Below are 17,941 nucleotides of genomic sequence, written 5' to 3'. Positions count from 1 at the left end.
ACTCCTGCCTGGTCTTTTTATTGTTCAGCGCGTCAAAACACGGGCATGGCGAGGCTGCCAGCCCAAGCGGATGGTCATACCGATAGCAAAATGAGCGAATTCGAATTGCGAAGAAGGCACGCGGACGATCAAGGCTTTGTCGCTGAGCGACGTCTGCACATGCACGTTGGTGTCAAGGCCGTGGTAGGCAATTTCAACGATCTTGCCGCTGACCTGGTTGGCGCAATCGCTGCTCTGCTCGCCCAACACTTGCAGACGTTCCGGGCGCACCACAACGGCGACTGATTGACCGGGCACGAGCGGCGCGTCGGTCTCGACTACCAACTCCTGGCCGTTGACCCGTACCGAGCGCTCCCCTGAACGAACACCTTCAAACAGATTGCTGACCCCGATGAAGTTGGCGACAAACCGGCTGTTGGGGTTTTCGTAAAGTTCGGTCGGGCTGCCGCACTGGCAGACCTTGCCGCCGTCGAGCACCGCCATGCGATCAGACATCACCAACGCTTCTTCCTGATCGTGGGTGACGATGATGAACGTTATGCCGCTTTCGAGTTGCAGGCGCTTGAGTTCCAGCTGCATTTTTTCCCGAAGCTTCTTATCCAGTGCGCCCAGCGGTTCATCGAGCAGCAACACCCGTGGTCGCTTGACCAGCGCCCGTGCCAGGGCAACGCGCTGACGCTGACCACCGGAGAGCTGATCCGGCTTGCGCTCGGCCAGTTCACCGAGTTGCGCGGTGCTCAGCACTTCATCGACCCGGCGGCGGATTTCCGCTTCCGGCAAGCGCTCCATTTCCAGGCCGTAGGCAATGTTCTTGCGTACGGTCATGTTGGGGAACAGCGCATAGGACTGGAACATCAGGTTCAGCGGACGCTTGTTGGCCGGCAGCGGCGAGATGTCCTTGCCGTCCAGATAGATGCAGCCGCCACTAGGCGTCTCAAACCCCGCGAGCATCCGCAACAGCGTGGTTTTGCCGCAGCCGGACGGCCCCAGCAGCGCGAAGAACTCGTTCTCGCGGATGTTCAGCGACACCTCGTCGACGGCCAGACCATTGCCATAAGACTTGCTGACTTTGTCCAGGATAAGTACCGCAGAAGAATTATTCATGGGTGCGAGGAGCCTTGTTGAGACGCTGCGAAGCCAGCAGCGCGGTAATGCTGACCAGCATCACCAGCGTCGCCAGAGCGTTGATTTCCGGGGTCACGCCGAAACGGATCATGGCGTAGATCTGCATCGGTAACGTGGTGGAAGCCTGGCCGGAGCCCGAGTTGAAAAAGGCGATGATGAATTCGTCCACCGACAGGGTGAACGCGAGCAAACCACCCGCCAGCACACCGGGAAAAATCGCTGGCAACAGCACCCGGCGAAAGGTGGTGAACCAACTCGCGCCAAGGTCGATCGAGGCTTCAAGAATCGAATAGTCGAAATGCTTGAGCCGCGTGCGCACCACCGCACAGACGAAAGCGATGTTGAACACCGCGTGGCTGATGATGATCGAGTGCAGGCCCAATCCAACCTTGAGCAGGTTGAAGAAGCTCAACAGCGCGATGGCCAGGACGATGTCGGGAATGATCATCGGCGCCATCAGCAAGGTGTCGACCACTTGCCCCTTATCATCGCCCTTGCGGCGCATCTCGATGCCCAGCGCCAGCAGCGTGCCGAGCACACAGGCAATGAAGGTCGCCGACAACGCGACGATCAAGGTGTTGAGTGCCGCCGACAAAATCGCCGAATTATGCGCCAGCGCCGTGTACCACTTCAGGGACACACCGCCCCACGCCGTCGGCAAACCGGACTTATTGAATGACAACAGGATCAACACCAGGATCGGCACATAGAGAAAGGCGTAGACCAACCCCAGATGCGCACTGAGCACTGTACCGCCGACAGAACGTGGTTGACTCATGAGCGCGCCCCTTCTGCACGGCGGGCCACCAGTGCCTGGATGAACAACAGGATCAGCATGATGGCGATCAGGAAGAAGCTCAGCGCTGCGCCGAACGGCCAGTCCCGCGCCGTGAGGAACTGCGAGTAGATCAGGTTGCCGACCATCTGCACCTGCTTGCCGCCCAGCAAGTCGGCGGTGATGAAGTTGCCGATACTGAGGACGAAGACAAACACCGCGCCGGCGGCAATGCCGGGCACGCTCAGCGGCAGAATGATTCGTCGAAAGGTCATCCAGCCCGAAGCACCGAGGTCTTTCGAGGCGTCCCAGAGTTCGTTATTGATGCGCGACAGCGAAGAGAAAATCGCCAGGATCACAAACGGGATGTAGTTGTAGACCAGCCCCAGCACTACCGACGATTCGGTGTACAGCAAGCTGATGGGTTCGCCGCTGTAGCCGAACAGTTGCAGCAGGCGGTTGATCAAACCTTCGCGATTGAGCAGGACGATCCAGGCATAGGTGCGGATCAGGTAGTTGCTCCAGAACGGCAACATCACCAGAAACAGAAACACCGCTTGCCGACGCCGTGGCGCACGGGCGATCGCATACGCTGCCGGGTAACCGATCAGCACCGCAAACACCGTGGCGAGACCCGCGATTTTTGCCGATTTGAGCAAGATCCCGAGGTACAGCGGGTCAAACGCGCGCTGGTAGTTTTCCCAGGTAAACAGCCAGTCGATACCGCCATAAGCACCGCGCTCGACGAAGCTGTAGACCAGCACCAGCAAGCAAGGAATCACCAGAAAAGTCAGCAGCCAGCCGAAGCCGGGCGCAAGAAGCCAGGCCGACAGGCGCCTGTCAGCATGCAAAGCACTCATTACCCATATCCTCCCGCCTCCGAACAGAGGCGGCCTGCGAGCGTGGCGAAGGCATGCGGGGCATGCCTCGGTTGTGTACGGCTTACGTGTTGCGCGGCTTACGTTTTTTGAGGCTTAGTTCTGTGCAGCCATGATTTCGGTGACGGCCCGGGTGTAGGCCTTTTGCGTGGTGCCGCCCAGATCGCGCAATTGTTCCATTTTTACCAGCTCGCTCGGGGCGATGGTCAAGTTGGGGTATTGCTTGAGCAGGTCCGGGGAGAGGTCGGCCATGGCGGCTTGGTTGGGGACTTTGTAGAGGATGTTTTCCGCGACCCAGGCGTGGTTTTCCTTGGCCAGCATGAAGTTGACGAACTTGAAGGCTTCGTCCTGATGCTTCGAGCTTTTCAGCACGACCATGGTGTCCACCCACAGGTCGGAACCTTCCTTGGGCACCACAAATTTGATCGCCGCATTGGCTTGGGTGCCGTAGTTGCACCAGCCATCCCAGGCGTGCGCCATCAGCGACTCACCGGAAGCGAGCTTGGAATAGAACGTGGTGTCGTCGAAGGCGAGAATGCGTTTTTTGGTGGCGATCAGTTGATCGCGAACCGCGGCGATCTGAGCCGGATCGCTGTCGTTGACCGACCAACCCTTGGCAAGGAAACCGGCGCCGAGCATCCAGCGATCGGTGGCCAACATCGTGACCTTGCCTTTGAGCGCATCGCTTGGATTGAGCAGATCGTTCCAGCTTTGCGGCGCTGGCGCCACCTTGTCGGTGCGATAGCAGATGCCGGTCGTGCCCCAGGTGTAAGGCACGGAGAAGTGGTTGCCGGGGTCATATTCCAGGCGACTGGCTTCGGGGTAGAGGTTTTTGAGGTTGGGCACCTTGACCGGATCGATGTCGGCCAGCAGCCCTTGTTTGTGCAGGATTTCAGCGAAGGGCGAGGAGACAAAGACCACGTCATAACCTTCACCACCGGACGCCATGAGCTTGCCCATGATTTCTTCGTTGGTGGCGTGCAGGGACTTGTCGACTTCAACGCCGCTGGCGGCCTTGAACTTGTCCAGCGCATCCGGGGCCATGTAGCCGTCCCAGATGGAAATCACCATGTCTTTCGCGCTTGCAGCCTGCGCAGCGATCGCCAGGGAAACGGCCAACCCTATGCACAGCACGTCTTTCAGCTTTCTCATAATACTCACCCGACGATTGTTTATTGTTGTTTCGAAGGCAGTACGGCTAAACGAGAAACGACTACATGTGTTTTTTTTTAGAAATTAGGACCAGCAAGAAAAGATGTCAACGCTTTTTTCCGATTCATCACGTACGCCCGGCACACACAGGCAACGCAAACCTTGTAGGCGCTGCCGCAGCATTGGAGATGTACACCCTGACGATTGCGCAACGCATGACATAAGATGAGCACCTGAGTCCGAAGCGACCGAACCGAGATAAGACGCTTGAGCACAACAGCCGAGAAAAAACCCCGCAGCAACCACCTCGAACTTGCCCGGCGGATTCTGGAGCACACACAGGAAGCCGGGCTGGTGGCCGGCGACCCGGTTGCCGAGCAGGCATTGGCGCGAACCTTTCAGGTCTCGCGCACGCTGATTCGCGGCGCACTGAAAGTGTTGCTGGAAGAAAACCTGCTGAGCCATGAAGCCGGCAAAGGCTATCGCCTGCTCCCAGCGCCAGCAGGCCAGGCGTTCAACGCCGCGTTGCCGCAAGCGGAAGAGGAAGAGCTGGCCGCCTCGGTCTTGCGCGATCGCATGGCCGGGCGCCTGGGCGACAGCATCAGCATCAGCGAGCTGATGCGTCGTTACGACATTGGCCGCCCCGCGGCACAAAAAGCCCTGCAACAACTGAGCGAAAGTCAGGCCATCGAGCGTGGTCCCGGCCAGTCCTGGCTGTTTCGCCCCTCACTGAACAGCCTCGCGGCACTTGAAGAAAGCCTGAAATTCCGCCTGATTCTGGAGCCGGAGGCACTGCTCGGCTCGCACTTCAATGCCGACCCACAACGCCTGGCATTGCTGCGCGGAGCCATGCAATCGCTGCTTTCAAGACCCGTAGAAGACTTCGATACCCAGCAGTTCCGTGAGCTGGACATCAGCTTCCACGAACTCCTCGCCCAGAGCTGCGGCAACCGCTTTATTGGCGACGCCCTGCTCCAACATCAGAGCCTGCGACGCCTGCCGAATCTGCTGCCATCGGTCAGCGTGCACCGCTTGCAAGAGGCGCTGCGCGAACACCTGCAAATCATTGCGCACATCGAACGCGGGCAGATGGAGATCGCCGCCGACCTGCTACGCCTGCACCTGCGCCTGAGCGCCGCGCAACGCCCGCAAACCGCAAACCGCGGTATCCCTCAGGGCCATCTGTTCGGTCGCCGCTGAGGCACCTCAAAAAACATGATGATTTTTTTTATAAAATAAGACAGCATCCAATCATCTTCAGGAACGGCGGGGTTTCCCCGCCATGGATATGGCATCGCCATGCAAAAACAAAAACTGATCGCCCTGTTTCCGGAAGCCAGTTTCGGCGCGGCCCTGAACTGCATTGGCATCGCCCAATCGCTGCGTGAACTGGGCGCCAAACCCGTGTTCATCTGCCACGAACATTTTCAGGGGCTCTTCGCCGAATACGGTTTCGATGAGTACCCGATCCCGCAAGCCAGCCCATTGTCGGCGGCGGAACACCAGCACTACTGGGAGCGCTTCATCGAGCGCAACATTCCCTACTTCGACCAGACCCCGCTGGCACAGATCGACAGCTATGTAGCACCGGCCTGGGACGCGATCATCGACACAGCCATCGAAGCGGAAAAACCGCTGCAGCAGTTGCTCAGCCGACTGAAGCCGGACGTTATCGTCCTCGACAACGTGGTCATGTTCCCGGCCATCGCCAACGCCGGCTGCCCTTGGGTGCGGATGGTGTCCTGCGCTGAAACCGAATTGCCGGACGCCAACGTGCCGCCCTATTTGTCAGGATGCTTGAGCGGCGAAGCAGAAGAACGTGAACGTTTTAACGATCATTACTTGAAAGCCGTCGCACCGGCCCATGAACGCTTTTCGCAGTTTCTTGCCAGCAACGGCACGGCTCCCTGCCCGCCCGGCCAATTCCTCGTCGATTCGCCTTGGCTCAATTTGCTGCTGTCACCGACGCCGGTGCGCTATGAACGCAGTCAACCATTGGACCCGCAGCGCTATGTCTACCTCGACGGCTGCGTGCGCCGCGAAGCGCCGTACATTGTTCCGGACTTTCCACGGCACAACGAAGCACCGCTGATCTACATCAGCTTCGGCAGCCTCGGCGCCGCCGACACCGACATGATGAAGCGGTTGATCAACACTATCGAAACCTTGCCCTATCGCTTCCTGATCAATGTCGGCGCCTACCGCGACATGTACACCACCGTCCCGGACAACGTGTACCTCGACAGCTGGTTTGCACAGCCCGCGGTGCTCAAGGAATGCGAGCTGTTCATCCATCACGGCGGCAACAACAGCTTCTGTGAGGCGCTGTACTTCGGCTTGCCGTCGCTGATCATTCCTTACTGCTGGGACGGCCACGACAATGCCGCGCGCGCCGAGGAAACCGGTGTCGGTCGCTACCTGCCACGCTTCGCCAATCCGCTGGCCGCATTGCCCGCAGCCCTCGAACAATTGCTGGCTGACCAGGTGATGAAACAGCGTCTGCAAGCGTTCAGCCGGAGCATGCAGGCGACTCGCGGCACGGACATTGCTGCACGGGCGATTCTGGCGCTGCCCGACGCCTGACAAGATCGCAGCCTGCGGCAGCTACAGGGTGTGCGCATTTCCATGTAGGAGCTGCCGAAGGCTGCGATCTTTTAATCCTCTGACTGCTCGATTCACCACCGGAGCTCCTGAATGACGTCGCAACCGTGCCACGATTCGCTCCACAACATCCAGCCTCACCCGTTCTGGCAGGACACCGTCGCACCAGCTCCGACCGCATCATCTCTGGCCGGTAGCCTGGAATGCGACCTGGCCATTGTCGGTGGCGGATTCACCGGTTTGTGGACGGCCCTGCTGGCTCGCCGACGCTCGCCGACCCTGAACATCACAATCATCGAGGCACGTCGCTGTGGTGGCGAAGCCAGCGGACGCAACGGCGGTTTCTGCGCACCCAGCATCTCCCATGGCGTCTCCAATGCGCTCAAACGCTGGCCACAGGAAGCCGAGAAGTTGATCCGCCTGGGTCGGCAGAATCTAGACGAACTGGCCGCCGATCTGCAGCACTTCGGCATGCAGGTGGAATTCGAGCGCGAAGGCAAACTGAACGTGGCCAGCCAGCCCTGGCAGATCGACGGTCTGCGCTCGATGCAGCGCAACTACGCGCGATTCGGCATTGAGTGCGAATGGTTCGAAGGCAGCGAACTGGCCAGGAAGCTCGACTCTCCGCTCTATGGTGCGGGGGTGTTCGAACCTAACTACGCCCTGCTCAACCCGGCAAAAATGGCCGCCGAACTGCGCCGGGTCTGCCTTGCACAAGGCATCCGACTATTCGAGCAAAGCCCGGTGCTGGAGCTAATGGAGGGCAAAAACCTTTTGCGCCTGCGCACTGCCGATGGCGACATGAGCGCCGGGCACGTTGCCCTCGCCACCAACATCGCCCCGCCGTTGCTTGGCCACCTGGCCTCCAGCGTGATTCCGGTCTACGACTACACCCTGGTCAGCGAGCCGCTGAGCGATGCCCAACTGACAGCCATCGGCTGGACCGGACGCTACGGCATCGCCGACTCAGGCAACCAGTTCCACTACCTGCGCAAGACCGCCGACAACCGCATTCTTTGGGGCGGCTTTGATGCGATCTATCACTTCGGCGGTCGCCGCGACGAAGCACTGACCCAAAGACCGGAAAGCTTCAACCGCCTCGCCGAGCAGTTTCGGCAAGCCTTTCCATCATTGCGCGAGGTCCGTTTCAGCCACGCATGGGGCGGGATCATCGATACCTCCGCGCGCACGACGATGTTCACCGGTTGTGCAATGCAGGGCCGTGTTGCCTATGCCCTCGGCTTCACCGGGCAAGGCGTATCGGCCAGCCGTTTCGCGGCGCTGAACATGCTCGACTTGCTGGCCGGCGAACGCACGGAGCGAACCGAGCTGCTGATGACCTCCAAGGCGCCGTTTCGCTTCCCGCCAGAACCGTTGCGCTTTGCGGGGGTAAAAATGGCACAGCGCTCACTGGCCCGCGAAGACCGCGATGGCCACCGCGACCTTTTGCTCAAAACCTTCGATGCCTTTGGCATCGGCTTCGATTCTTGATCCGGAGACTCGCATGTCCACCGCCCTGCCCCAGCACATCATCGACTTCGCCAACCCGGACCTGCTGCCCAAAGAACTGGAAATCAACGACCCGGCGCTGGTCGATGCGCCTTATCGCAGCCGCAGCTGGCGACATTTTCTGGCGCCGCAGAAAAACGCCGTAGCCGGTATTTGGGAGGCCGGTCCGCACCTGGAACGTTGCCAGTGCGACTACGACGAGCTGTGTCACATCCTCGAAGGCACTGCGCGCTTGACCGACGAGCATGGCGTCAGTCGTACCTTTGGCCCTGGCTCTTCGTTCGTGGTCGCCGCGGGATTTCGCGGCACCTGGGAAAACCTCACGGCGGTGCGCAAGGTGTATTTCATTCTTGGATAAGGGCGGTGACCGTCAGCGATCGACACTGACGCGGCTTCATTGCGCCAACTGCGCGGTGGCCTCTTGCGCCCCCTCGGGCAATAAACAGCCTTTGGCCATCCACGGGCAGTCTCTGGCCCAGCGATAACCGGTTTCCAGATCGCCACGATCGTTGTAATACGCCAAGCGCAGTTGCCGGGCATCCAGGTCGAGTTTGGCGAACCCGGCGCGCGATGCGGCGAACGTGCTATCCAGCGCAGGCGTTTTCAGGGCATACAGTTTCTGCCCCCCAGCACCGGAAATGACCCACGCGGGCTCCCCCGCACGCAACAACAGTTGCTGATTGTGATCATGGCCTGACAAAAGCAGATCGACTTTGTTGCGTTGCAACACAGGCAAAAGCCTTGCAACCAGATCCGACTCCTCACCATGTTCGCCGAGATTGCGCACCGGGTGATGGGACGCAGCGATTCGCCATACCGGAGCCGGACCCGGTGCCTGGAACGCCTGATCAATCAAGTCGATTTGCTGTTGTAAGTTTTCACGCGGCGCCGAGGTGTCGAGAAACACCATTCGCACCAAGGGGCGACCGCCGACGTCACCGAAATCCTTGACGTAAAAATTCGTCGGCATCTGCCAGCGGCCCGATCCCTTGTGCTGTTGTCCGTACTTGATCTCGTACTTTTGCGACATTGGGTAATCGTGATTGCCCAGCACCGCGTAGAACGGCACATGACTCAACCAGCGCCCCCAATACACCCGCTCGAATTTGGTTTGCCAGTTGTGGTCATGGGTACTGGCTAACGGCTTGCCATAGAAGTTGTCACCCAGGAACACCACCATATCCAGCCGCCCCTCATGGACCGCGACTCGCTCCATGGCTCGCCCCACCCGCCACTGTTGAAGATCACCACTGCCTTGATCGCCCACAGCAATCATCGACACCGAGGCGGGATCCAGACCGCTCAGCGGAACATACGGCGAGGGGGGTATGTAGAGCCAGCAACCACCCGTGATCAGCAGAAGAATGAAGGTGACGCCAGCGCAAAGCACGATCCTTCCGAGCACCAAACGCTTTGCAACCATCGAGGGGGAAATTGTGCGTTTCAATCGGTGACTCACTAGGCATGCTGGCAGGGAAAATTAACGTCAGCCTTCCCCTCAATACATCACACCTGTTGTTCACACTTCGTTAAAAAAACGTACCGGACTCCTTAGTCGGTGATGTTTTTTTGTGATCAAACGCGTTCGCACAAGACGCCCGTTTTGACATGACCAATCTGCCTTTCATAGAAAACCGACCCACCCTTGATACAGCGCAAACCCGGCGGCGAATGCCCACGACTCCATCGATATTCAGGTCGGCTGCAAGAGGGCCCCTGTTCCACTGCTATGCTCATGACATCTGTTTCTGCATTAGAGACGAGTAGCATGGCAGCACAAGGCGAGCGTTCCCCGTTCACGTTCAAGGCGATGGCCTACGCGGCTGGAATTTTCCTTGTGGGTTGGGTTGCCATAAAACTGCTCAACACTTACTTCGAGCTCACGTTATTGGCAGATACCACGGGCTGGCTGCGACATTTTTGGGACTGGCTTTCGTTGGAAACGCCAGTGCCGAATTGGTCATTGCTGATGATTGCCATGATCCTAATCAGCACTTCGTCTGTAGCGATTTACTACGCCCGCACCACTGACGGCGCTTGCGTTGAGCTACACGAGATAGAGCGAAAAGTTTACAAAAATAACAACCCTCAATTTCCGCAACTGACAGATAACCAAACGCTATTAATGGAAGCTTTAACCTATCATGCGAACTTCAGAAAAGTTGCAACCTTAAACTCGGTTTGCAAACTTGTCTCAATCAGCACAGCCGAAGTTGAAGCCGGTCTGAAGCAGCTCCAGGCTAAACGCCTTGTGAAGCAAAAAGTGACAAGGGGAACGTTTGGTGCCACCACGTTCGAACTTACCTTGGCAGGTAAGGACTATGCGTTAGAGCGATTTGAGCTGACCTAGCATGGACACACGCGAGGGCAACATTATTCCCTGATGGTGTCCGTTCCCAAGACAATCGGCTTGGCCTGCGTCTCGCTTCCACATCCAACAGGTAGCTTCCAGCCTGCCTGCTATGCTGCACACCCCGTTGATTGACCCAGGCCTGAACATTGAACGGCAGAACCCTGATAATGATTTTTCATATTTTTAGGTGGGCTCTGAATGACTCCGCAGCTCTTTCCGGTTCATGGCCTCGTGAGTTTCACCCTCGCCATTCTCTTGCTGTTCCTCGGCAAAACCCTGGTCCAGCGCAGCGCCGTGCTGCGTCAATACTGTATTCCCGAATCGGTGGTCGGCGGTTTCGTGTGTGCGGCGGTGACGACCGTTTTTTACTTCGGTCTCGATATTCAGGTCGAATTCGATCTACAAGTTCGCGATACCTTGTTGCTGTATTTCTTTGCCGGTATCGGCTTGAAATCAGACATGCGCCAACTGCTCAAGGGCGGGATCCCGCTGCTGATCCTGCTGGTGCTCGCCGCTGTGTTCATCGTCTTGCAAAACGCGCTGGGCATGGGGGTGGCCGAGGCATTTGGACTCGACCCCAAGGCGGGGTTGATGGTGGGCTCTATTTCCCTCACGGGGGGTGCTGGCACTACCTTGGCCTGGGCTCCGATTTTTATCGACAAGCTGGGCATCAGTAACGCGCATGAGTTGGGCATGGCCAGCAACACCATTGGCCTGATTGCCGCTTGCGTGATCGGCGGTCCTATCGCCAATCGACTGATTCGGCGTTATCAACTGACGCCTTCCGGGGATGCAGCGCTTGAAGTTGGCATTCTCGAACAGCAACCGAGCAAAGCATTGGACTACTACGACGTGCTCTGGGCGTGGATGTGGCTCAACCTCAGCCTGATGCTCGGCTACGGACTCAACCTGCTGCTCGGCTACGGACTCAACCTGCTGCTGGTCGACGTCGGCGTCACCCTGCCCAAATTTGTCAGTTGCCTGTTTGCGGGCATCGTCATTCACCACATCGTTCTCGCCGTGATAGGTGATCAGCGGCTGAAAACCTGGAAAGGTGCCAGCCTGGGCCTGTCGCTGATCTCCGATATCTGCCTGGGCATGTTTTTGACCATGGCCCTGATGGGGCTTCAGTTATGGCAGCTCAGCGGCGCATTGATGTTCATTCTGTGCGCATTGACCCTGCAAATTCTGCTGACGGTCCTCTATACGTATTTTGTGGTCTTCCGCTGTATGGGTCGCGACTACGAAGCCAGCGTGATTGCTTCCGGATTCGGCGGGATCGCCCTAGGTTCCACGGCGACAGCCATCGTCAACATGACGACCGTGACTCAAAAATACGGTGCTGCGCACCAGGCCTTCCTGATTGTGCCGCTCGTATGTGGCTTTTTCATTGACCTGGTCAATGCGGTAATCATTGGCATGTTCAGTGGGATTTAACCGCCCTGCCGGTACAGGAATGCAACTCAACTCATCGAGCCGGGCGCGGCCATCTCCTGTTCCAGCCACTCAAGGAACTCGCAAAAACCGCTCGAGTGCTTCACCCGTTTTGGATAGACCAGCGTGTAACGTCCACCGGTAATGATGCTGCCGGCGTGCACCCGTGTCAGTTGCCGGGTGCGTAACTCATCGCGTGCGAGAACGGCGTCGACGAGCGCGATGCCCTGGCCGCATTTCACCGCGACGATGGCGGACTCCAGGGTATCGAACGTCAGGTGGGCGTTATCGGTCCCGGTTGAGTCCGGGTAGTACTCTTGCCAGCGGCGCCAGTCCAGGCGATCCATGCTGGAGTCCACCAGACGTGCGGTCTTGAGCACTTCCTCGGGGGTCGTGCCGGCGAGCAAGTCCGGCGAGCACACCGGAATCAGTTCTTCTTCCCACAGCTCCAGCGCTTCGAAATCCGGCCATGTGGCGGTGCCGTACGCGATCATCGCGTCGATCGATTCAAACGCGAAATCGGGAAAGCGGTGATACACCGTGTCGACACTGACAGTCACTTGCGGATGCACACGATAAAACCCCGTCAACCTTGGAATCAGCCAACGCGCCGCCATCGTCGGGTGCGCGCGCAAGCTGACGCTTCTGCCCACCGTCGCGAGCATGTGCGATGCATCCGACAGCAGGCCGATGACCTGTTCCGCCACCGGCACCAGCGACCGGCCTTCGGCGGTGAGCACGATTTTGCGCGTGTGCCGCTCGAACAGGCGGTTCTCCACTCGCGCCTCCAGTTGCGCGATTTGTCGACTCACCGCGCTCTGGCTCAGGTGCAGTTGCTCGCCTGCCTGACCAAAATTGCCCGTTTTGGCAACCGTCAGGAACGCCTGCAAAAGCTCGATGGATGGCAGTTGGCGGCTCATCTTTCTATGCGCTCCTCGCATGGGATTAATGCAGATACATCACTGTTCATTCAAAAAATCGAGGCACATTCTTAGCCGAAACAACGACGCTGCGCTACGCGTCATTTTCAACCTGACGGTTCCCCCTATGACCATTCCAGAAGCGGCGTTTTCCACCCAATGGACACCCCAGGACCTGCCTCGTGAAGTCGACGTGGCGATCATCGGCGGCGGTCTGATGGGCTGTGCATGCGCGTACTACCTTAGCAAAGCGGGGGCCAAGGTTCTGGTCCTCGAAAAAAGCACACTGGCCGGTCAGCAATCGTCACGCGCATGGGGTTTTGTTCGCCAGCAATCGCGTGACGAAGCCGAAGTGCCATTGATGCAAGCCAGCATCGGGATCTGGCGCTCGCTGGAGCGCGAACTGCAGACCGACCTTGGATGGCGCAACGACGGTTGTCTTTTTGTCGCCGGCAATGAAGCCGAGCGCGACGGGTATGAATCGTGGCTGACCGTTGCGCGCAGCTTTTCGGTCGACACTGTGATGCTTTCGCCACGCGAGGTGGCAAACAAACTGCCGGGCTACGCCGTGCCACAACTGGGCGGCCTGTTTACCGCCAGCGACGGCCAGGCCGAGCCCACGCTCGTGGCACGCGCCTTCGCCATGCGTGCCCGTGAACTGGGTGCACACATCGTCGAACACTGTGGCGCCAAAGGCATCGACGTCGCCGCTGGCCAGGTCGTGGGCGTTGAAACCGAGCGCGGTTACGTGAAGGCGAAAACCGTGGTGTGCGCCGCCGGTGTCACGACGTTCCGCCTGCTGAAATTACTCGGCATCGCCTTGCCACAGCAGTTGGTCAGGGGCACGGTGGCGCGGACCACGTCCGGACCGACGCTCAGCGGCATTTCCACAATCGCCAACGGCGTGGGCTTCCGGCAACGGCTGGATGGCAGCTTCAACATCGCCGACGACGCTCATGTCGACGTCGACATGACGCTCGGTCATCTGCGCGCACTGCATTGGTATGCGCCTTCGCTGTGGGCGCACCGCAAATCGTTCCGCTTCAACTTGAACGGTGCCTGCCTGACGGATCTGCACCAGCGCCTGCCATGGTCGGAATCGTCGCGACTGGGCGCCGGCATTCACCAGCGCAATCCATTCACCCCACCCAACGACAAGGGTCTGGGAACGGCGATGCGCGCGCTCAAGGCGGCATTCCCCGGCCAGGTGAATACGCAAATTGCCGACCGTTGGGCGGGGGGTATCGATGTGTTGCCGGACGGCATTCCGGTGATCGACGCGCAAACGTCGCCACGCGGCCTGGCCGTCGCCACCGGCTTCTGCGGCCACGGCTTTGCCATGGGGCCCATCGTCGGCAAGACCCTGGCGGACTGGATCGACTCTGGCGACCCGGGACTGGACATGCATCAGTTGCGTTTGTCGCGCTTTGCCGAAGGCGACGTCAAGCCGCCCTCCTCGCTGTTCTAGTCCGATACCCACACCTCCTGGGGAGAATCACCGTGACAACAGAAAACATCTATTACGATCCGGCGTCGGTGGCGGGCAAAGCGCCGCCGATCAATGACGAGACCGACATCCTCATCGTCGGCGCCGGCCCGGCGGGCCTCGCCGCCGCATTGACCGCTGCCGGCCATGGCCTGCGCGTCACACTGGTCGACGAAAACCCGGTGCCCCTGGAAACCATGGGCGAAGAAGTGCCGCTGCATTTCGGTGGTCGCATGGGCGCTGCGGTCTCTAACCGCAACAGCGTGCTGCAAACTTTTCTCGATGCACGCCCGGAAATCGCCGAGGCGCTCGAAGCCGGGGTCGATGTGCGGCTCGGCACAGCGGTCTGGGGACTGTTTCCACAACAACGCACCACGGCGTGGATCGAGGGTGCCGTGGCCGGCCTCGCCGACGACGAAAACGCCTGGCTGCTGCGCTTCAAGCAGGTGATCGTCGCCGCTGGACGGCGCGACATGGGCCTCGCGTTTGATGGTTGGCACCGTCCCGGCGTCATGGGCGTCAGTGCTGCGCATCGCCTTGCGACAGTCTATGAGGCACTGGAATGCAAACGCGCCGTGTTGGTCGGCAGCGATACCCAAGCACTGGCGACGGCCCATGCGCTGATTGGCAAGGGCGTGCAGATCGCGGCAATCATTGAACAGGCCGCACAGGTGAGCGGTGACCCCGCGTTGCTCAGCCTGTTGGTCGAACATGGCGCACAGGTATTGACCGCGCATGTGGTTCGCGAGGCGGTCGGGGATGCATTCGGCGTCAAGCGGATCACCGCAGTCGCTGTCGACACGACCGGTCGAGCCATTGGCGGATCTGAGCAGGCCATCGAATGCGACACGGTGCTGCTTGGCGTGGCCGCGATTCCGGCGATTGAACTGGTTGAAGCCACAGGCTGCCACACTTCATTCCAGGCCGAGCGTGGTGGCCACGTCGCCATGGTTGACCCTGCACAGCGGACGTCGTTGCCCTTCGTTTTGGTGGCTGGGGACTGCGCCGGCGTCTGGGCTTCAAAAAGTCTCGATGACGACGTTTCCCGACGCGAAGGTCGGATCGCCGCGCTCAGTGCCCTCGCCGCACTGGGTATCGACATCAACCAGAACGACACAGCGCCAGTGCCTGACGCGCCTGTCTGCGATGTCGCCGCCAACCGCGCGGCCTGGGTGCGCGCCTCGACCGTCCATGCCCAGAACGCACCCTTCGTTTGCCTGTGCGAAGAGGTAACGGCCAGTGAAATTCTGGGTCAACAGCCGCCGCGCTATCTCGACTGGACACCCGCCGATACGGCGTCGGCAAACGCAATGGCAGCGTCGCAACCCAACCCGGATGTAACCAAGCGTCTGACTCGGGCCTGTATGGGCCCCTGCCAGGGACGTCGTTGCCGCGAACAAGTGGCGGCCCTGCTCAGCATCGGCGCTGGCTTGAAGGTCGAAGACATTGCGTTGGCCTCGTTTCGCCCGCCGGTGCGCCCACTGTCACTGCAACAGGCTGCACAGATCGGGGAAACGCCGCAGATGCGAAGCCACTGGGATGCTTGGTTTGACATGCCGTCGCAGTGGACACCGTTCTGGCTGTGCACCGGGCAACCGACCGTCGCCAGGCACCCGCAGGACAGCGTCCGTCAAATGAATCCGCCGCATAACGAGGGCTGACAGCATGCAGGCAGTTACGAAATCGTCCACCCGCGCGTCCGTCGTCATTGTTGGTGGCGGCGTGACCGGATTGAGCGCCGCCTGGTGGCTGGCGCGCGATGGCGTCGATGTGCTGGTGCTCGAAGCCAGCCTGATTGGCTGGGGCGCCTCGGGCCGTAACGGCGGCGGGTGCTCGCACCACCACAGCCCGCTATTTCTCGAAGAACAGCGGCTCTGGCCGATGATGGATGAATTGCTCGGCTATCCGACCGAGTATCGCAAGGACCGCATCAGCATCGATCTCGACGAACACCAGCTCAAACTCGATAAAAAAGTCGTCGACGAATGCGCCTGGTACGGGTTGCGCGCCGACCTGCTGGACCCGCAGCAGGTGCGCGAACTCGTGCCCTTCGCTGGCGATAACGTGCTGGCGGGCTATTACTATCATTTTGGCGGTCACGCCAATCCGCACCGTACTTTGCAGGCTTACGCCTGGGCGCTGAAAAATCTCGGCGGTCGCGTGCTTGAGCAAACGCCGGTCGTCGGCATCGAACGCGAAGGCGACCGCGTGACGGGCGTGCGCACTGCACAAGGCTTGATTCACTGCGATCACCTGGTGATCGCCGCAGGTCCGCATACCGGCGAACTGGCAGCCCAACTTGGCGTGCACATACCGCTCGTCACCGCGCGCGCCGAGATGATCGTGACCGAACCGCTGCCTTTGCTAGAGGTCGGCGGTGTCGATGGCAATGGTTTGTATGGCCGGCAAACCCTGCGCGGCAACCTGGCGTATGGTGGTGGTCCGCACGAATGGGTCGAGCTTGGGGATCTGCGCGGCACACGCCCGCAGTCGACGCCGCTGCAATGCAACATCGCCAAACGACTCGCCGAACTGTTCCCCAAGGTCGCTCACAAACGCATGATCCGCAGTTGGGCCGGGTTCATCGAAAACACCCCGGACGGCCGCCCGGTCATCGATCGCCCCGCCGAACTGGATAACGTCACGGTCGCGACGATGTCCGGTGTCGGTTTCGGACTTTCGCCGGCGAGCGGCCATGCCATTCGCGACCTTGTCGTCGACGGGACGTGCAGTTTTGCCGACCTGACCACCTTCTCGCTCTCACGCTTCACGGCGCTGGAGCCTGACTGGCGAGCCATTCAGGGATGGCTGCCGTTACCTGTTCCAGGGCCTTAGCAAACGCTTGATCGAAACAATGAATCTGCATCCCTCCAACAAAAAAAGGATTCGACCATGAAACGAATGTTGCGCAATCTGACGTTGCTGGCCTCGCTCGGCATGACGTTGTGTTCCTTTACCGCCCCCGCCAACGCAACGGCAGACACGCTGCGATTTGGGGTGGCCGCGGAGCCGTATCCGCCCTTCCTGGTCAAGACACCTACCGGGCAATTCACCGGCTTCGAACCCGACCTGATCCGCGCCCTCTGCGAGCAAATGAAAGCCGAGTGCGAAATCAAGGAAGTGGCATGGGACGGTATTATTCCGGCGCTGCTGGCCAACAAGTTCGACGTGCTGTTCAACTCAATGGGCATCAGCCCGGAACGGCAGAAGGTCATCGCCTTCTCGCGCCCTTACTATGAAACGTCGGGGATTTTCGTCGCCCCCAAGAACGTTAACCTGACACTGACACCGGAAGGCCTGGCGGGTAAATCCATCGGTGTGCAGGGCTCGACCACCAACGCCGAGTTCATCCGGTCTGCTTACAGCAACGCCTCGACCATCCGCATCTACAACACGCAGGACGAGTGCAACGCCGACTTGCAGGCTGGCCGTATTGACGTCATGTTTCTCGACAAGCTGGGCGACATTGATTTCCTGAAGTCTGAAGACGGTTTGGCGTTCGAGGAAAAAGGCACCGGCAGCGTCAAAATGGACCCTTTGAAATACGGCTTGGGTATAGGGGCAGGCTTGCGCAAGAACGACACAGCGCTCAAGACGCGCATCGACGTGGCGCTTACGCAATTGTATGAATCGGGCAAGTACACGCAAATATCAGAACGGTACTTCCCGGTCGATCTCTGGCCACACTGAAATCAAGAAATGGGCGTC

The 17,941-nt window shown here is 59.6% G+C and carries 16 protein-coding genes; 10 read left to right on the top strand and 6 right to left on the bottom strand.

From position 1 onward, the window contains the following. Positions 1-24 precede the first annotated feature (24 nt). The 4 genes from KUF73_RS03055 to KUF73_RS03040 form a co-directional block, all read right to left on the bottom strand. Positions 25-1,104, bottom strand: a complete 1,080-nt coding sequence (locus KUF73_RS03055; protein WP_218436553.1) for an ABC transporter ATP-binding protein — start codon at positions 1,102-1,104, stop codon at positions 25-27. Beyond that, positions 1,097-1,903 carry an ABC transporter permease gene (locus KUF73_RS03050; RefSeq protein WP_218436552.1) on the bottom strand — a complete coding sequence of 269 codons (807 nt, stop codon included), beginning with the start codon at positions 1,901-1,903 and terminating at the stop codon, positions 1,097-1,099. Before KUF73_RS03050 ends, KUF73_RS03055 begins: the two co-directional genes overlap by 8 nt. Further along, the gene (locus tag KUF73_RS03045; protein WP_218436551.1) at positions 1,900-2,760 is read right to left on the bottom strand and encodes an ABC transporter permease; all 861 of its coding nucleotides are present in this window, start codon (positions 2,758-2,760) and stop codon (positions 1,900-1,902) included. Before KUF73_RS03045 ends, KUF73_RS03050 begins: the two co-directional genes overlap by 4 nt. Positions 2,761-2,874: 114 nt before the next feature. Further along, on the bottom strand, positions 2,875-3,930 hold the full coding sequence (locus KUF73_RS03040) for a spermidine/putrescine ABC transporter substrate-binding protein (RefSeq protein ID WP_218436550.1): 1,056 nt from the start codon (positions 3,928-3,930) through the stop codon (positions 2,875-2,877). Positions 3,931-4,197: 267 nt separating this feature from the next. On the opposite strand from KUF73_RS03040, the gene KUF73_RS03035 reads away from it, so the two are divergent. From KUF73_RS03035 to KUF73_RS03020, 4 genes are all read left to right on the top strand, one after another. Next, entirely contained in the window at positions 4,198-5,130 is a 933-nt protein-coding gene (locus KUF73_RS03035) for a GntR family transcriptional regulator (protein WP_218436549.1), read from the top strand. A gap of 99 nt (positions 5,131-5,229) precedes the next feature. Beyond that, positions 5,230-6,513, top strand: a complete 1,284-nt coding sequence (locus KUF73_RS03030) for a glycosyltransferase (RefSeq protein ID WP_218436548.1) — start codon at positions 5,230-5,232, stop codon at positions 6,511-6,513. A 111-nt stretch (positions 6,514-6,624) separates the two neighbouring features. Beyond that, positions 6,625-8,022 carry an FAD-binding oxidoreductase gene (locus KUF73_RS03025; protein WP_218436547.1) on the top strand — a complete coding sequence of 466 codons (1,398 nt, stop codon included), beginning with the start codon at positions 6,625-6,627 and terminating at the stop codon, positions 8,020-8,022. Between the two features lie 13 nt (positions 8,023-8,035). Further along, positions 8,036-8,398 (top strand): cupin domain-containing protein, encoded by a 363-nt coding sequence (locus tag KUF73_RS03020; protein ID WP_218436546.1) that lies wholly within the window; start codon positions 8,036-8,038, stop codon positions 8,396-8,398. Between the two features lie 36 nt (positions 8,399-8,434). Here KUF73_RS03020 and KUF73_RS03015 read toward each other — a convergent pair whose 3' ends face one another. After that, positions 8,435-9,487: a metallophosphoesterase gene (locus KUF73_RS03015; RefSeq protein WP_256345327.1), complete on the bottom strand. Its 1,053-nt coding sequence runs from the start codon at positions 9,485-9,487 to the stop codon at positions 8,435-8,437. A gap of 321 nt (positions 9,488-9,808) precedes the next feature. Between KUF73_RS03015 and KUF73_RS03010 the strand changes: the two genes are divergently transcribed. Further along, the gene (locus tag KUF73_RS03010) at positions 9,809-10,390 is read left to right on the top strand and encodes a hypothetical protein (RefSeq protein WP_218436545.1); all 582 of its coding nucleotides are present in this window, start codon (positions 9,809-9,811) and stop codon (positions 10,388-10,390) included. A gap of 201 nt (positions 10,391-10,591) precedes the next feature. After that, positions 10,592-11,830 carry a sodium/glutamate symporter gene (gltS, locus tag KUF73_RS03005; RefSeq protein WP_218436544.1) on the top strand — a complete coding sequence of 413 codons (1,239 nt, stop codon included), beginning with the start codon at positions 10,592-10,594 and terminating at the stop codon, positions 11,828-11,830. Between the two features lie 26 nt (positions 11,831-11,856). Here the strand turns inward: gltS and KUF73_RS03000 are convergent, their stop codons facing one another. Then, on the bottom strand, positions 11,857-12,747 hold the full coding sequence (locus KUF73_RS03000) for a LysR substrate-binding domain-containing protein (protein WP_218436543.1): 891 nt from the start codon (positions 12,745-12,747) through the stop codon (positions 11,857-11,859). A gap of 127 nt (positions 12,748-12,874) precedes the next feature. Here KUF73_RS03000 and KUF73_RS02995 point away from each other — a divergent pair, with 127 nt between their 5' ends. From KUF73_RS02995 to KUF73_RS02980, 4 genes are read left to right on the top strand one after another with little or no spacing between them, the layout of a single operon-like run. Continuing rightward, positions 12,875-14,215: an FAD-binding oxidoreductase gene (locus tag KUF73_RS02995; RefSeq protein ID WP_218436542.1), complete on the top strand. Its 1,341-nt coding sequence runs from the start codon at positions 12,875-12,877 to the stop codon at positions 14,213-14,215. A 32-nt stretch (positions 14,216-14,247) separates the two neighbouring features. Continuing rightward, a complete protein-coding gene (locus tag KUF73_RS02990) occupies positions 14,248-15,894 on the top strand; it encodes an FAD-dependent oxidoreductase (protein ID WP_218436541.1) in 1,647 nt (548 codons plus the stop codon). A 4-nt stretch (positions 15,895-15,898) separates the two neighbouring features. Next, the gene (locus KUF73_RS02985; RefSeq protein WP_218436540.1) at positions 15,899-17,068 is read left to right on the top strand and encodes an FAD-binding oxidoreductase; all 1,170 of its coding nucleotides are present in this window, start codon (positions 15,899-15,901) and stop codon (positions 17,066-17,068) included. A 57-nt stretch (positions 17,069-17,125) separates the two neighbouring features. Continuing rightward, positions 17,126-17,923, top strand: a complete 798-nt coding sequence (locus KUF73_RS02980) for a transporter substrate-binding domain-containing protein (protein ID WP_218436539.1) — start codon at positions 17,126-17,128, stop codon at positions 17,921-17,923. The last annotated feature ends 18 nt before the right edge of the window (positions 17,924-17,941 follow it).

The organism is Pseudomonas sp. PD9R (assembly GCF_019200975.1).
In the GTDB taxonomy this organism is placed as follows: Bacteria; Pseudomonadota; Gammaproteobacteria; order Pseudomonadales; family Pseudomonadaceae; genus Aquipseudomonas.
Note: the sequence above shows the minus strand (reverse complement) of the source record. Positions and strands in the feature narration are given on the sequence as shown.